The sequence below is a fragment of the Gellertiella sp. DMC107 genome, from assembly GCF_056313605.1.
In genome coordinates this window covers 271,269-284,941 of record NZ_JBQUZZ010000002.1, presented here as the reverse complement: position 1 = coordinate 284,941, position 13,673 = coordinate 271,269, and the positions used below count along the sequence as shown (strand labels likewise).

Below are 13,673 nucleotides of genomic sequence, written 5' to 3'. Positions count from 1 at the left end.
TTTGTTAAGGTTTTGCGAGGCACCGGTATGATTACGCGTAAAAAGCTTATTTCCTTCATCGGAGCGTTGCTCGCAGTCAGCGCCACGGCTTCGGCCGCCACGCCTTCGCCGAATGCCATGGTTGCGATGATCACCGGGGGCGTCACCTCCCAGCCGATCGGCCATTACGAATTCTGCCGTGCCAACCCCGCCGAATGCCATGCGATCAAGACCAATCTGTCTGCGCCGCGGGTGACGGATGCGGGCTGGGCGATGGTGCGCTCGGTCAACCTGGCCGTGAATACGGAAATCACCCCCGTCACCGATCAGGAACTCTTCGGTCGCGACGAAGTCTGGGCCTATCCGGTCAATGCGGGCGATTGCGAGGATTTCGTTCTCGCCAAGCGCAAGATCCTGATGGACAAGGGCTTCCCGGAATCGGCGCTTCTGATCACCGTCGTACGCAAGCCGGATGGCGAAGGCCATGCGGTGCTGACCCTGCGCACCGCCAGCGGCGATTTCGTGCTCGACAATCTCGAGAACGAGGTCAAGCCCTGGTACCGCACGCCCTATACCTATCTGAAGCGTCAGGCGACGTTCGATTCCGGCCGCTGGGTCTCCATCGAGAACGGTGCCGACGTGCTGGTGGGCGCGCTGCAGTAAGCACTGTCGTGTTCCGGATATTGAAAGGGCCGCAAGATGCGGCCCTTTTTCGTTGGTCTCAACTGTTGCCGATCAGAATACCGGCCGCCAGCACCAGCGAGCCGCCCAGAACCACCTGCATGGCGGCCTTGAGGAACGGCGTCTCCATATATTTGTTCTGGATGAAGGCGATGGCCCACAGCTCGACGAAGACGATGGCGACAGCGACGGCCGTCGCGGTCCAGAAATGCGGGATGAGATAGGGGAGCGCATGGCCGAGGCCGCCGATGGCCGTCATGATGCCGGAGGCAAGGCCCCGCTTCAGCGGCGATCCGCGACCGGAAATCTTGCCGTCATCGTGGGCCGCTTCCGTAAAGCCCATGGAAATGCCGGCGCCCACCGCCGCCGAAAGGCCGACCAGGAAGGTCTGCCAGGTATCCTGGGTCGCGAAGGCGGCCGCGAAGATCGGCGCCAGCGTCGAGACCGAACCATCCATCAGCCCGGCGAGGCCCGGCTGAACATAGGTCAGCACGAACTGGCGGTGCGCCTCGGCATTTTCCTCGCTCCGCACTTCCTCCGGCACATGCCGTTCTTCCAGCATGCGGGCCGTATCCTCATGGCCCTGTTCGGCCAGCGCCAGCTCACCGAGAAGTTTGCGCGTGGAGGCATCCGAGGTGCGTTCCGCAGCCGCGAGATAGAAGCGGTGCGCTTCGCCTTCCATGGATTCGGCTTCGCTGCGGATCTGATCGAGCGTGAGGTTCGACCGCAGCCAATCCGGCTTGCGCTCGATGAAACCGCTGACATGGGCCCGCCGGATCAGGGGAATCACCTCACCGAAACGCCGGCGATGCATGTCGATCAACATGGCGCGGTGGGTGCTCTCCACCTCCGCCATGTCCTCGAAGACCTTGGCGCTCTGGGGATAATCCGGCTTCAGGCGCTGGGCGAAGGCCATGTAGATGCGGGCGTCGTCCTCTTCCGAGGAAATGGCCAGCGCGAGCATTTCCTGTTCGCTGAGAGAATCGAAGGACTTGCGACCGGTGGGAAAGAATTTGCCGAGCATGGGAGGATCCTTTTAGAATTATTCTAAACTATTCCTCACCGAAGCCAGCGTCAAGAGTTGAAACCTCGGTTCGCTGCCCCCATTCTTGTCCGCAGGCAAATCGCCCTCACGCCGCAAGAGAACAGTATGATGACAGGTCCCTCGCAGAGCCCGGACACTTGGCTGGACAAGCTCGGGCGCTTCATGGCCGCGCTGCTGGAGCAGAAGACCTCCGGCTATCAGCCCTATACGCCCTCCGATCCCGATACGCTGGGGCGGGTGCTTGAGCCGGGCGATATCCTGCTGGTCGAGGGTAATGCGAAGATCTCCTCCGCGATCAAGTATCTGACCCAGTCCACCTGGTCGCATGCCGCCATGTTCGTCGGCGCGCAGCTGCCGCTTTCCGAAGAGGAGGCGGCGCTGCCCGTGCTGGAGCGGCCGCAGCTGATCGAGGTCAATCTCGGCGAAGGATGCGTGACGGCAGCGCTCGGGAAATATGCGACCTACAACACGCGTATCTGCCGGCCGGTCGGCCTGACCGCGCAGGACAGAGAAGCGCTCGTCCGCTTCATGGTGTCGCGGCTGGGGCTGCGCTACGATCTCAAGAACATCTTCGACATGCTGCGCTATTTCCTGCCGACGCCACCGGTGCCGGTGCGCTGGCGGCGGCGCATGATCGCCTTCGGATCGGGCGATCCGACCCGGGCGATCTGTTCGACGCTGATTGCCCAAGCCTTTGAATCCATTCGCTATCCAATCCTCGCCGATACGGAGGCCGTGCCGGGCCATGCGCGGGCCGTATCGCGCTATTCCCGGGACGAAATCCTGCATATCCGCCATCACTCGCTCTTCACGCCCCGGGATTTCGACCTTTCTCCCTATTTCCGGGTGGTCAAGCCTACCCTCGAATACGGGTTTGACTACAAGCGGCTGACATGGGAAGCCGCCGTCGACAGCAAGGAAAGCGAGAGCCATGACTGAGGAATTGTCCGCGCGGGCGGCCCATGTGGAATCGATCAGCCGTCGGGCCATCGCGGACATGGCCGCGATCGGTATCGACCAGGCCTCCATCAACCGGCTGGTAGAGACCTTCTACGGACGCATTGCCCGCCACCCTACCCTCGGCCCGGTCTTCGAGGCGCGCCTTTCCGGCCGCTGGGACGACCACCTCGCGAAGATGAAGCGCTTCTGGTCGGCCATTGCGTTCAAGAACGGTGCCTATGGCGGCAAACCCGTACAGGCGCATCTGACGGTCGAGGGTATGCGGGAGCCGCTCTTTGCGGACTGGCTTGCGCTTTTCGGAGACACTCTCCTGGAGATCTATCCGGAAGCGGAAGCACGTGTCTGGTTCATGCAGACGGCGGAGCGCATTGCCAAGAGCCTGTTTCTCGCGCTCTTTTACAATCCGGCTATGGATGATCCTGCGGGGCGTGCGGACACGCCCCGGGATTGAACGATCGCTTGCCCATCGATAGCCTATTCGGTGAGGTTGATTTCCTCGGTCTGGCCGCCGGTGCAGGTGTAGCAGCAGTCCTCGCAGCGCTCGCCATTGTCGGGGCCTGTGCCCCAATAGGTTCCCTTGTCGCCGGCGACCCAAGCCCCGTAGCAGATTTTCTCGCCGCCTTCACAGGAGAGCGGGATTTCCTTGGTTTCCCCATCGTCCAGATAATAGACCTCGTTGCCGCCCGGCCAGACATGCTCGCGATCCTGGCTGTAAAGCTCGACCTCGACGGCGTTGGGATGGCTGTTGCGCATGATGAAGGTCACGTCATCCGCGAGCGCGGCGGATGCGATGCCGACGACCGCAAGCAGCCCGGCGGTGATGGTCCGAAAAGCACTTTTCATGGTTTCCCTCCTTTTTCGGCAAGACCTACCATGACGGCCGAGCTGCCGGAAGCGAGCGAAACGCGCTTTGAGCGATCATTTTTGTGCCCAGTCGGGCAGCGGACCGAGCTGCTTGTAATAGAATGTGGAACCGCAATAGCGGCCATCGGGAAAGAGCGCATAGTTTGGCACCGTGCCGGCTGTGGACCAGCCGAGCCTGCGATAGACCTCCTCGGCGGGACTGCCGGTGGCCGTATCCAGCACCAGCAATGCACGGCCGTGACGCAGGGCCTCCCGCTCGGCAGCCTCCATCAGACGGCGGGCGACCCCCTGTCCCCGCGCCGCCTCGCAGACCAGCAGTTTTTTCAGATCGCCCCGGTGGGGCTGGTTCGGAAATTGCTGGATGCCGACCTGAACGGTTCCGACAATTCGGCCATCCGCGTCTTCCGCCACGAAGAGCAAGCTTCCGCCGGCCTCGACTGCCGGAAAGACACCGTTCCAGTAGGCCGCGGCCTCCTCCATGCCGAAGGGCGACATGAAGCCGACCGAGGCGCCGCCCTCCACACAATCGACCAGAACGGCAGAGAGGCCATCGATCGCCGCCCGTGCGGCTTTTCCTTCGAGTTGGCGGATGATCATTCCAGTCCCTTTCCGCGACGCCGGCCATGTTCCAGCGCCACGAGGTAGCGCACCGGACTCCCGCTTTCGTTTTCGAATGTGTGGCCACGGCCGATATCGTGATAGAGGCAATCGCCGGCTCCAAGCGGGAAGCGATCCCCGGCCACCTGCATCACGAGGCTGCCCTCGATGACCCAGACATGCTGCATGATGCCTGCCGAAGAGGCCTGGGGTGGAAAGCGCACGGCCTTTCCGGACGGCAAATTCACGTCCACCAGATCGATCGGCGACATCGTGCCGGGAGGCGACACCGCGCGGCGGACATAACCCGTTTCCGGATCGGTCCAGATATGCTGCGTGTCATTCCGGGCAAGCGGCGAAGGCTTGGCTTCCTCAGCCTCAAAAAAGGAAGACAGGGAATGGCCAAGCGCGGTGCTGAGGCGCGCGAGAAGCACGGCCGTGGGGCTTGCCTCGGCCCTCTCGATGCGCGAGATCATGGCGCGGCTGACACCGGAGGCGCGCGCGAGCCCGTCGAGGGTAAGGCCCGCCTGCCGCCGCAGGTGCCGCAGCCGTCTCGCCGCGAAGTCGTCAACTATATGATCTTCGTTTTCCATTATCGTAGAATTCCGCAAAACGCGACACAACACAAGAGGCCGCGAATATTTTGTGGCCCGGTGTCATTTTCCGCACTTGCCATCGAATTCAGCCAACCGCTACAGCTTGCGTTCCTCCCTCGCTGACCTCAAGGCGCCCTTCCCCATGGTGAAAGACAGTTCCCCGTTTGCGATCGTCAGCCTGATCGTCACCATGATGCTGGTGGCCGCGGGCAACGGTCTGCTTTTCACCTATGTGCCCTACGTGCTGGGCACGCGACAGGCGGAGCCCTGGTTTGCGGGCGCGGCCGTGACGGCGGTTGCTTTCGGCGGCCTCGCCGGCTGCGTGCTGGCCGGGCCCCTCATCCGCCGGGTCGGCCATGCGCGGCTGTTTCCCGTGTCGCTGGCCCTGGTCATCGTGGCCGCGTTGATGATTGCGGTGGGGTTCTATCCGGTGTTGTGGGTGCTGGCGCGCGGTCTTTACGGGCTTGCCTCGAACATCAATTTCATCATCGCGCAAAGCTGGATCAACCACGCCGCCAGCAATTCCTGGCGCGGGCGGGCGCTGTCCTTCTTCTACATGGCCTATATTCTCTGCTTCGGGGCGGGATCCTTCATTTTCGGCCAGCTGCCCGCCGACGGCAATCTGGGGCCGTTGACCACCATCCTTCTCACCGCCATCGCCGTTCTGCCCATCGGCCTCACGCGCCTGCCCCCGCCTCCCCTGCCGCCGGCCCTTTCCATGGTGAAGGCCGTGCCGCTGGCGTGGCGGATCTCGCCGGTGGGCGTGATCGGCGTGCTGACGGCCGGCGGCATTTCCATGGCGGTGCAGGGTTTCACGCCAATCTATGCGACCGGGGCGAAGATCTCGCAATCCGACGTGGCCATGCTCTCGCTGGTGATGCAGACCGGCCTTCTCTTCGTGCAATATCCGATCGGCATGCTCTCCGACCGGATGGACCGGCGAACGGTGATCCTCCTTACCTGCGGCCTGATCTTCCTCGCGGGGCTGGCGGCCCTGACCATGGACTTCGGCCGGCTGGGCCTGCTGATGGTCGTCTTCGCCGTCTTTGCCGGCGCCATCGAGAGCATCTACTCCCTCGCCAATGCCCATGCCAATGACCGGGCGGCGCCGGAGAATTTCGTTCCGCTCTCCTCCGCCCTGCTGGTCGCCTGGTCCGCCGGGGCCACGCTGGTGCCGCTGCTGATTACAGCGATCACCCCCCGCTTCGGGCCGCAGACCTTCATCTATGCGATCCTGATCCTGGCTTTGGCCTATGCGCTCTTCGTCCTGAGCCGTATTGCGGTGCGCAAATAGCATCCCGACACGAGAAATAGGCCGCTTTTTAGCTTTGCGCCCGGCCCGGCCACTGGTATATGCCGGGCCCATGAGCACCAATCCGACCCGCACCCCCCTCGACCATATCCGCAACTTCTCGATCGTGGCCCATATCGACCACGGCAAGTCGACGCTGGCCGATCGCCTGATCCAGACCTGCGGCGGCCTTGCCGCGCGCGAGATGTCGGAACAGGTTCTCGACAATATGGAAATCGAGAAGGAACGCGGGATCACCATCAAGGCCCAGACCGTGCGCCTGCACTACCAGGCCAAGAACGGCGAGACCTATATCCTGAACCTCATCGATACGCCCGGCCACGTGGACTTTGCCTACGAAGTCTCGCGCTCGCTGTCGGCCTGCGAGGGATCGCTGCTGGTCGTGGATGCCAGCCAGGGCGTGGAAGCCCAGACGCTCGCCAACGTCTATCAGGCGATCGACAACAACCATGAACTGGTGACCGTGCTCAACAAGATCGACCTGCCTGCGGCCGAGCCGGAGCGGATCAAGGAACAGATCGAGGAAGTGATCGGCATCGACGCTTCCGAAGCGGTGATGATCTCGGCCAAGACGGGCCTCGGCATTCCCGACGTGCTCGAAGCCATCGTGGAGAAGCTGCCGGCGCCGAAGAGCCCGGGTGGCGAAAGCGCGCCGCTGAAGGCGCTGCTCGTCGACAGCTGGTACGATACCTATCTCGGCGTCATGGTGCTGGTGCGCATCATCGACGGCGTGCTGACCAAGGGCCAGTCCATCCGCATGATGGGAACGGGCGCGAAATATTCCGTCGAGCGCGTTGGCGTGCTGACGCCCAAGATGGTCAATGTGGACAGCCTCGGCCCCGGCGAGATCGGTTTCATCACCGCCTCGATCAAGGAAGTGGCCGATACGCGCGTCGGCGATACCATCACCGACGACCGCCGCCCGACAGCCTCCGCCCTGCCGGGCTTCAAGCCGGCCCAGCCGGTGGTGTTCTGCGGCCTCTTCCCCGTCGATGCGGCGGATTTCGAGGATCTGCGCGCGGCCATGGGCAAGCTGCGTCTCAACGACGCCTCCTTCTCCTTCGAGATGGAAAGCTCGGCGGCGCTCGGCTTCGGCTTCCGCTGCGGCTTCCTCGGCCTCCTGCACCTCGAAATCATCCAGGAGCGGCTGGAGCGCGAATTCAATCTCGACCTCGTCGCCACCGCGCCTTCGGTCGTCTACGAAATCGCCATGACCGACGGCACCGAGCGGGAGCTGCACAACCCGGTCGACATGCCCGACGTGGTGAAGATCGACCACATCCGCGAACCGTGGATCAAGGCGACGATCATGACGCCGGACGAGTATCTCGGCGGCATCCTGAAGCTCTGTCAGGACCGGCGCGGCCTGCAGACCGAGCTGACCTATGTGGGCAGCCGCGCCATGCTGACCTATGAACTGCCGCTCAACGAAGTGGTGTTCGATTTCTACGACCGCCTGAAGTCGATTTCGAAGGGCTACGCCTCCTTCGACTATCACATCATCGACTATCGGGAGGGCGACCTCGTGAAGATGTCCATCCTCGTCAACGGCGATCCCGTCGATGCGCTCTCCATGCTGGTGCACCGGTCCGCGGCCGACCGGCGCGGCCGCTCCATGTGCGAGAAGCTGAAGGAACTCATTCCGCCGCACATGTTCCAGATCCCGATCCAGGCGGCCATCGGCGGCAAGATCATCGCCCGCGAAACGGTGCGCGCGCTGCGCAAGGACGTGACGGCGAAGTGCTACGGCGGCGACGCCACCCGCAAGCGCAAGCTGCTGGACAAGCAGAAGGAAGGCAAGAAGCGCATGCGCCAGTTCGGCAAGGTGGAGATTCCGCAGGAAGCCTTCATCGCCGCCCTGAAGATGAACGACGAATAAGCCCCCTTCCCGCCTGCTCGGGGCGCGCCGGACCTAGAGCAGGCCGGCGGCCCGGATAGCCAGACCTGCCGCGAAGAAAGCGAGTGCGCTCGACGCCGTGCGCATGACGAGCAGCGGGTGGCGAGCGGAAAGCCGCCGCACCACGGTGGCTCCGAAGGCGAGCCAGAGCATCGCAATCGCCGGAATGATGAGAAGCAGCAGGCCGAGACAGACGATCAGCTCCGGCCCCGCCTCTTGCGGCAACAAGGCAAGCGCGATCACCAGCCCCTTCGGATTGAGCAGTGTGGTGACGAAAACCAATCGCGGACTGACCGAGCCTCGCGCATCGGGCACCAGCGCCTTTCCCCATAAACGGACCGACAGCGCAAGCACCCAAAGGGCGGCTGCAGCGGTGACGGCTCGGGCAAGGTCCGGGTGTCGTTCCAGGAGGGGAGCGGCCAGGAAATGCACCGGGAGAATACTGGTCATATAGCCTGCCAGCTCAGCGGCAAGGCAGCAGAAGCCGATCCGCCGTTTCCCGTCAGCGCCGGCCATGGCCAGCAGCGTGTTGGTTGGACCGGGGGTGATCAGCAGCAGGCTGAGAGCCAGGGCGAAATTGGCAGGTGACACGGCGAAGCATTCTCACGGATTGGGCGGACGCCTTTCCTAGCTGCGAAACGGGCCAGGCGAATTGACCAGGGTCAAACCTCGATCTGCTTTACCCAGGCGCGCGCAATGGCGAGCCCGGCAGCATCCGCCCTTGCACCGTCTTGCATCGCCTGCTCGAGATAGGTGGTCATCCAGCCCGGCTGCATCGCCTCGATGAGGTGGCCGAATTTTTCGGTCCATTCCTCGACGACGGGGGTGCTGGCCTCGAAATGGAACTGGGTCCCGTAGGCGGCCCGGCCCACACGGAAGGCCTGGTTGGCCACAGCGGTATTCTCCGCCAACCGGACGGCGCCCTCCGGGAGCGTGAAGGTATCGCTGTGCCACTGGAAGATGGGGAACTCTTCTTCCACCGCCGAGAGCACCGGGTCCGCCCTGCCTTCGGCCGTATGATGAATGCGGTGCCAGCCGAATTCACGGGTCTTGCCGAGAAGATTTTGTCCGCCAAAGGCCCGGGCGAGGATCTGGCTGCCGAGACAGATGCCAAGAACCGCCTTGCCGGCCTCTGCCGCGTCCCGCATGCGCGCGGCCAGGTGCGGAAGATAGGGATGCAGATCGTCATCGATCGCACTTTGCTCGCCACCCAGAACCACCAGACCGTGATAGCGCGACATATCGGGCAGCGCCTCTCCCCGGAAGGGCCGGTAAACGACGATCTCGGCCCCGGCTTCCTCCAGAGCGACCCCCACCTGACCAAGATGGGAAATGACGGTATTCTCGACGACGGCGACGCGCATTCTTCAGATGATTCCCGGCTATGATCGACAAGGACTGCACATGATCATGCCTGCCGGTCGAACTCAAGCTATGAGGATGAGGGAGCGTCCATGAGACAGAGCGAGGACGAGCAAGCATGCAGGACACATCGGAAAAGGCCCGTATCACCATTCTCTATTGCACCCAGTGCAACTGGCTTCTGCGGGCTGCCTGGATGGCTCAGGAATTGCTGCAGACCTTTTCAGACAGCCTGGCCGGCGTCACGCTAATGCCGGGGACCGGCGGCAATTTCGAGATCCGCGTCAATGAGGATCTGGTCTGGGAGCGGAAGCGGGACGGCGGTTTTCCCGGACCCAAGGAACTGAAGCAGCGCATCCGCGACGTGATCGAACCGGAGCGGGATCTCGGCCATACGGACCGGGCTTCAAAAAGAGGAATCGGACCCGCAGTAACGGCGGGTCCGACGGATCGACGGGATCAGCTATAGGGCGATATGCAACGGCGATAGACGTTGCGGCGCGCCAGATAGAGATCGGTTCTCGGATTGTAGGACCGATACCGTTGCAGGCACCAGCGCACATGGGCGCGGGACAGAACGCGAACCGGTTCCGGATAATCCGGAGCGGGATCGATGTAGATCCGGCGGTTCACCCGCGGAGGCGGAGGCGGCTCGACGAAGATGCGGCGCTCTACCCGGGGTCGGACCACGATGGTCGGATCGTCATAGGGATAGTCGTCGTCATTGTCGTCATAAACCGGGGGCGGCGGCGGTGGGCGCCGGCGCGGCGGCGGCGGCTCCACAAACACTTCGGAATTGGTGTTGTTGTCATAGGTCTGGCAGCCATCGACATCGCAGACGATGCCGCCCGTCCGCACGATCAGGGAATCGCCGCCCGCGATGGCACGCCCCAACGGCATCGCCAAGGCGGCGTCCGTCAGAATGCTGGTGCCGAGCACCAATGCCAGTAGGGCCTTCTTGCGAAGAAGCATGAGTGGTTGTTCCTTCTATGGTTCGTTTCCTCTCGCCGCCCCTGATGTAGCATGACATCGGTTTTAATGAATCACTAAATGCCGGCGGATGGCAACTGCTATTCACGCTCTATAAAGCGGCGCATCCTTATATAACGGGCGACATCGGGAAACGAGGTGGATCATGAGCCTGAAATTCGGCACCAGCGGCTTGCGCGGACTTTCCGTCGATCTTGCGGGAAGACCATCGGCCGTCTACGCCACCGCTTTCGGCCGCCACATGCTGACATCCGGTGCGGCGAAGACGGGCGCCTGCGTTCTCATCGGGCGGGATTATCGCCCCTCCAGTCCTGAAATTGCCGCCACTGCGGCTGCGGCACTGGAGAAACTCGGCTTCCGGCCCATCGATTGCGGCACCGTTCCGACCCCTGCGCTTGCAGAACGCGCCATCGCCGAAGGTGTTCCGGCCCTGATGGTAACCGGCTCCCATATTCCTGCGGACCGGAACGGTATCAAGTTTTACCGGCCCGACGGCGAAATCGACAAGCAGGACGAAGAGGCCATCGTGGCGCTCGCTGCCCGGGCGGAGGCGGACGAAACCGTGATTGCCGCGCGACCGACGGACTTTGCGGACGAAGCCCGGGCGACGGCCGAGCGCTTCATGGACCGCAACCGCCGCTTGTTGCCCGCAGGCAGCCTCTCCGGCTGGAAGATCGGCGTCTACCAGCACAGCACGGTTGCACGCGACATGCTGGCGGAGCTGCTGCAAGGGTTCGGTGCCGACGTGGTGCTGCTCGGCCGTTCCGACCGGTTCATTCCGGTGGATACCGAAGCGGTTTCGCCCGACACGCTGGCACAGCTCAGGAACTGGGCCGTACAGCACAGCCTGTCCGCCATCGTCTCCGCCGACGGCGACGGGGACCGCCCGCTTCTCGCGGACGAGACAGGCACGCCGCTGCGGGGCGATCTTCTCGGCCTGATCACGGCGCAATTCCTCAAGGCCCGGGTCGTGGTGACGCCGGTCACGTCGAACTCCGGTATCGAGGCCAACGGATCCTTCGAAACCATCCGCACCCGGGTCGGCTCCCCTTATGTCATTGCCGCCATGGCGCGGGCCTTGTCGGAGGGAAAATCGGCCGTGATGGGTTTCGAGGCCAACGGAGGACTGCTGACCGCCAGCGCCTTCGTGGTAAACGGAGCGGAGATTTCCGCCTTGCCCACCCGGGATTGCTTCCTGCCCATGCTGGCGGTTCTTTCGGAGGCCGCGCGCCAGGGGAAAAGCCTGTCTGCGCTGTCCAGCGACATCCGCCTTCCTTTCGCCGATGCGGACCGGCTGGAGAATTTTCCGGTCGAAACCAGCGCGGCCCTGATGGCATCGCTCCGCTCCTCGGCGGCCTCTCTCGAAAAATTCGTGGCCTCGCTGGGTGCCGTTGCGCGAGTGAGCGATATAGACGGGCTGCGCGTCACGCTGGCCGATGACCGGATCATCCATTTCCGCCCATCGGGCAACGCGCCGGAAATGCGCTGTTATGTGGAGGCTGCGGATGAAGGTGCGGCCAAAAGCCTGCTGGCGCAGGGCCTGCAGCTGATCCGCGACTTCGGTCAAACCCATGGGTAAGCAAGGCTTTTTGCTTTTTTGGCAATTTCTTGAAATTCATGGTTGACACCGGAGCGCCCCCCAATTACATCGCTCCTCGTCGCCCAGATGGCGGAATTGGTAGACGCGCAGGTTTCAGGTACCTGTGCCGCGAGGCGTGGAGGTTCGAGTCCTCTTCTGGGCACCAATTTCAAGTTCCGGTTCGTCCGAGAACATTCAAAGACCCCGCTTCGGCGGGGTTTTTTGTTGGCTTTTCCTGATCTCATTCGGCGCATCGGGCACGCCCCCGGGGACCCCGGCAAGCGATCGTCCTTCGATGGCGTGGCGTGCCACAGGGCATAGGCGCAGGCCGGGGTCGTCTACCGTTCGTCTCCATCCGGCAGTTCTCTTGCGCCTGTTCGCCGGAGGAACGCGCGGTAGCGGGCGTCCAGCCTTAGCTGGGCGCCGGCCAAAGTCTCCAGAAAGAGCGTGTCTTTCGGCTGCAGGCTCAAACGGTTGTGCAGGCCGAGGATTCGCGTGCGTTCGCCGGGATCGTCTCTGTCGGACAGCGCGATGCGGACGAGATCGATGGTTGGGGGCGTACAGCCGTCCTTGCCCTTTGCCGGACACCGCCATCGGGCGAGGCGTCTCGCCCACGCTGAAAGCGCCGGCTCCAGCCGTTCGATGCCCTGCATATTGGGAATGTTGATCATCGCATCCACGGCAGCCACCAGCGTATCCGGCGCAGTGGGCAAGGCCGCCGTTTCGGAGAGTGACCCACCCCACCGCGTCGACGCATCGACGACGATCACCAGAAGATGGCGGATGTCTCGCGCCCGTTCCTCGGTCAAGGGATAGGGTTCCGGCTGACGCATCGCTTCCGTAAGCGCAAGCGCGCCGGTGCCATCCACCAGCCCGCCATCATAGAGCTTGAGATAGCGGATCGACGGGTCGTGGGCGAAGCGCTGCCGGGCGCGGTCGACTTCCTGCTCGAGCAAGGACGCGCCGGGATCGCGGCGCTTTTCCGGCGCCGTCAGCCGGGCGGGGCACGTGGCACTGTAATTGCGCAGGACCACGGGCGCGAAAGCCACGGGCACCGCCGCCGAAGCCGCGACCGCAAGGGCAATGGGATAGGGCCGTTCATCGCTGCAGAGAGCGGAAAACCCGCGTTTGTCGAAGAAAAACGGAAGCCGGTTGTAAAGGTCGGTCGCATGAAGAAGAAGGTGTGGTCTGGCGGGCAGGTCGCCCAGCGTCGCTCCCCCGTAGAGATACCGGTCGAGCCAGGCCGGCAGGCCGGAGACGTCGTTCACCCCGCCCCGATAGCCCCGAACCAGATTGACCGGACTGATCGCCATCCTCAGATCCCGCTCGGGATCGGCCCTCAGGAAGTCGCGGCGGAAGCCGGAAAGGCCGCCGGCACCCTTGAGGCTGAAATAGGCGGCGAGGACGGCACCGCCCGAGACGCCGCCCACGACGTCCACCGCTTCCGTGAGCGCGTGACCCCTTGCGGTCCTTGTGCGGGACAAGGCCTTGAGGACGCCGAAACCGTAGGCGGCCGAACGAGCGCCTCCGCCGGAAAACAGCACGATCACCCCGACCTCGTCCGAGAGAGCGGCGTGTCCTTGCTCCCGGGGGATCGCAAGGGTTCGCAGCGGGCTGTTCAAGGGAGGGCTACGGGGCGTCACGCAGGCAGCCAGGCAAAGCAAAATCGCCGCAGCGCGTGCAGCCTTGGGAAAGGGGATCATCACATGCGCCGTCCGTACTTCTGACCGAAGCCTGCCTTCGGAATGGGCGAGACCATCCGGCCGCCGGATTGCGCTTGCATGGCAGGAGGAACCGCGCTGCACTCCCGC

Annotated in this window: 15 protein-coding genes and 1 tRNA gene; 8 read left to right on the top strand and 8 right to left on the bottom strand. The window is 63.5% G+C overall.

Annotated features, from left to right (window positions below):
- Positions 1–27: 27 nt before the first annotated feature.
- On the top strand, positions 28–642 hold the full coding sequence (locus ACT54B_RS06820; protein ID WP_476043832.1) for a transglutaminase-like cysteine peptidase: 615 nt from the start codon (positions 28–30) through the stop codon (positions 640–642).
- Between the two features lie 58 nt (positions 643–700).
- Here the strand turns inward: ACT54B_RS06820 and mbfA are convergent, their stop codons facing one another.
- Entirely contained in the window at positions 701–1,684 is a 984-nt protein-coding gene (mbfA, locus tag ACT54B_RS06815) for an iron exporter MbfA (protein WP_476043830.1), read from the bottom strand.
- A 129-nt stretch (positions 1,685–1,813) separates the two neighbouring features.
- On the opposite strand from mbfA, the gene ACT54B_RS06810 reads away from it, so the two are divergent.
- Together ACT54B_RS06810 and ACT54B_RS06805 are read left to right on the top strand one after the other, a co-directional pair.
- On the top strand, positions 1,814–2,644 hold the full coding sequence (locus ACT54B_RS06810; RefSeq protein WP_476044796.1) for a C40 family peptidase: 831 nt from the start codon (positions 1,814–1,816) through the stop codon (positions 2,642–2,644).
- Positions 2,637–3,116, top strand: a complete 480-nt coding sequence (locus ACT54B_RS06805; RefSeq protein WP_476043829.1) for a group III truncated hemoglobin — start codon at positions 2,637–2,639, stop codon at positions 3,114–3,116. Before ACT54B_RS06810 ends, ACT54B_RS06805 begins: the two co-directional genes overlap by 8 nt.
- A 23-nt stretch (positions 3,117–3,139) precedes the next feature.
- Here ACT54B_RS06805 and ACT54B_RS06800 read toward each other — a convergent pair whose 3' ends face one another.
- The 3 genes from ACT54B_RS06800 to ACT54B_RS06790 all read right to left on the bottom strand — a co-directional run bounded on the left by ACT54B_RS06800 (position 3,140) and on the right by ACT54B_RS06790 (position 4,719).
- Entirely contained in the window at positions 3,140–3,508 is a 369-nt protein-coding gene (locus tag ACT54B_RS06800; protein ID WP_476043827.1) for a hypothetical protein, read from the bottom strand.
- A 75-nt stretch (positions 3,509–3,583) separates the two neighbouring features.
- Positions 3,584–4,126 carry an N-acetyltransferase family protein gene (locus tag ACT54B_RS06795; RefSeq protein WP_476043825.1) on the bottom strand — a complete coding sequence of 181 codons (543 nt, stop codon included), beginning with the start codon at positions 4,124–4,126 and terminating at the stop codon, positions 3,584–3,586.
- On the bottom strand, positions 4,123–4,719 hold the full coding sequence (locus ACT54B_RS06790) for a helix-turn-helix domain-containing protein (protein ID WP_476043823.1): 597 nt from the start codon (positions 4,717–4,719) through the stop codon (positions 4,123–4,125). Before ACT54B_RS06790 ends, ACT54B_RS06795 begins: the two co-directional genes overlap by 4 nt.
- 145 nt (positions 4,720–4,864) lie before the next feature.
- Between ACT54B_RS06790 and ACT54B_RS06785 the strand changes: the two genes are divergently transcribed.
- Together ACT54B_RS06785 and lepA are read left to right on the top strand one after the other, a co-directional pair.
- Positions 4,865–6,016 carry an MFS transporter gene (locus tag ACT54B_RS06785; protein WP_476043821.1) on the top strand — a complete coding sequence of 384 codons (1,152 nt, stop codon included), beginning with the start codon at positions 4,865–4,867 and terminating at the stop codon, positions 6,014–6,016.
- Positions 6,017–6,086: 70 nt separating this feature from the next.
- On the top strand, positions 6,087–7,913 hold the full coding sequence (gene lepA / locus ACT54B_RS06780; RefSeq protein WP_476043820.1) for a translation elongation factor 4: 1,827 nt from the start codon (positions 6,087–6,089) through the stop codon (positions 7,911–7,913).
- A gap of 33 nt (positions 7,914–7,946) precedes the next feature.
- On the opposite strand, the gene ACT54B_RS06775 is transcribed toward lepA, so the two are convergent.
- Together ACT54B_RS06775 and ACT54B_RS06770 are read right to left on the bottom strand one after the other, a co-directional pair.
- Positions 7,947–8,522, bottom strand: coding sequence for a LysE family translocator (locus tag ACT54B_RS06775; protein WP_476043818.1), 576 nt, complete (start codon positions 8,520–8,522; stop codon positions 7,947–7,949).
- Between the two features lie 71 nt (positions 8,523–8,593).
- Positions 8,594–9,295, bottom strand: a complete 702-nt coding sequence (locus ACT54B_RS06770) for a type 1 glutamine amidotransferase (protein WP_476043816.1) — start codon at positions 9,293–9,295, stop codon at positions 8,594–8,596.
- Between the two features lie 116 nt (positions 9,296–9,411).
- Here ACT54B_RS06770 and ACT54B_RS06765 point away from each other — a divergent pair, with 116 nt between their 5' ends.
- Positions 9,412–9,762, top strand: coding sequence for an Rdx family protein (locus ACT54B_RS06765; protein WP_476043815.1), 351 nt, complete (start codon positions 9,412–9,414; stop codon positions 9,760–9,762).
- On the opposite strand, the gene ACT54B_RS06760 is transcribed toward ACT54B_RS06765, so the two are convergent.
- Positions 9,753–10,265: a BA14K family protein gene (locus ACT54B_RS06760; RefSeq protein ID WP_476043813.1), complete on the bottom strand. Its 513-nt coding sequence runs from the start codon at positions 10,263–10,265 to the stop codon at positions 9,753–9,755. The two genes, ACT54B_RS06765 and ACT54B_RS06760, sit on opposite strands and share 10 nt — an antisense overlap.
- 163 nt (positions 10,266–10,428) lie before the next feature.
- Between ACT54B_RS06760 and ACT54B_RS06755 the strand changes: the two genes are divergently transcribed.
- Positions 10,429–11,862: a phosphomannomutase gene (locus tag ACT54B_RS06755; RefSeq protein WP_476043811.1), complete on the top strand. Its 1,434-nt coding sequence runs from the start codon at positions 10,429–10,431 to the stop codon at positions 11,860–11,862.
- 81 nt (positions 11,863–11,943) lie between these two features.
- Positions 11,944–12,028: transfer RNA gene (locus ACT54B_RS06750), tRNA-Leu, on the top strand.
- 172 nt (positions 12,029–12,200) lie between these two features.
- On the opposite strand, the gene ACT54B_RS06745 is transcribed toward ACT54B_RS06750, so the two are convergent.
- Positions 12,201–13,565 (bottom strand): patatin-like phospholipase family protein, encoded by a 1,365-nt coding sequence (locus tag ACT54B_RS06745; RefSeq protein ID WP_476043810.1) that lies wholly within the window; start codon positions 13,563–13,565, stop codon positions 12,201–12,203.
- Positions 13,566–13,673 lie beyond the last annotated feature (108 nt).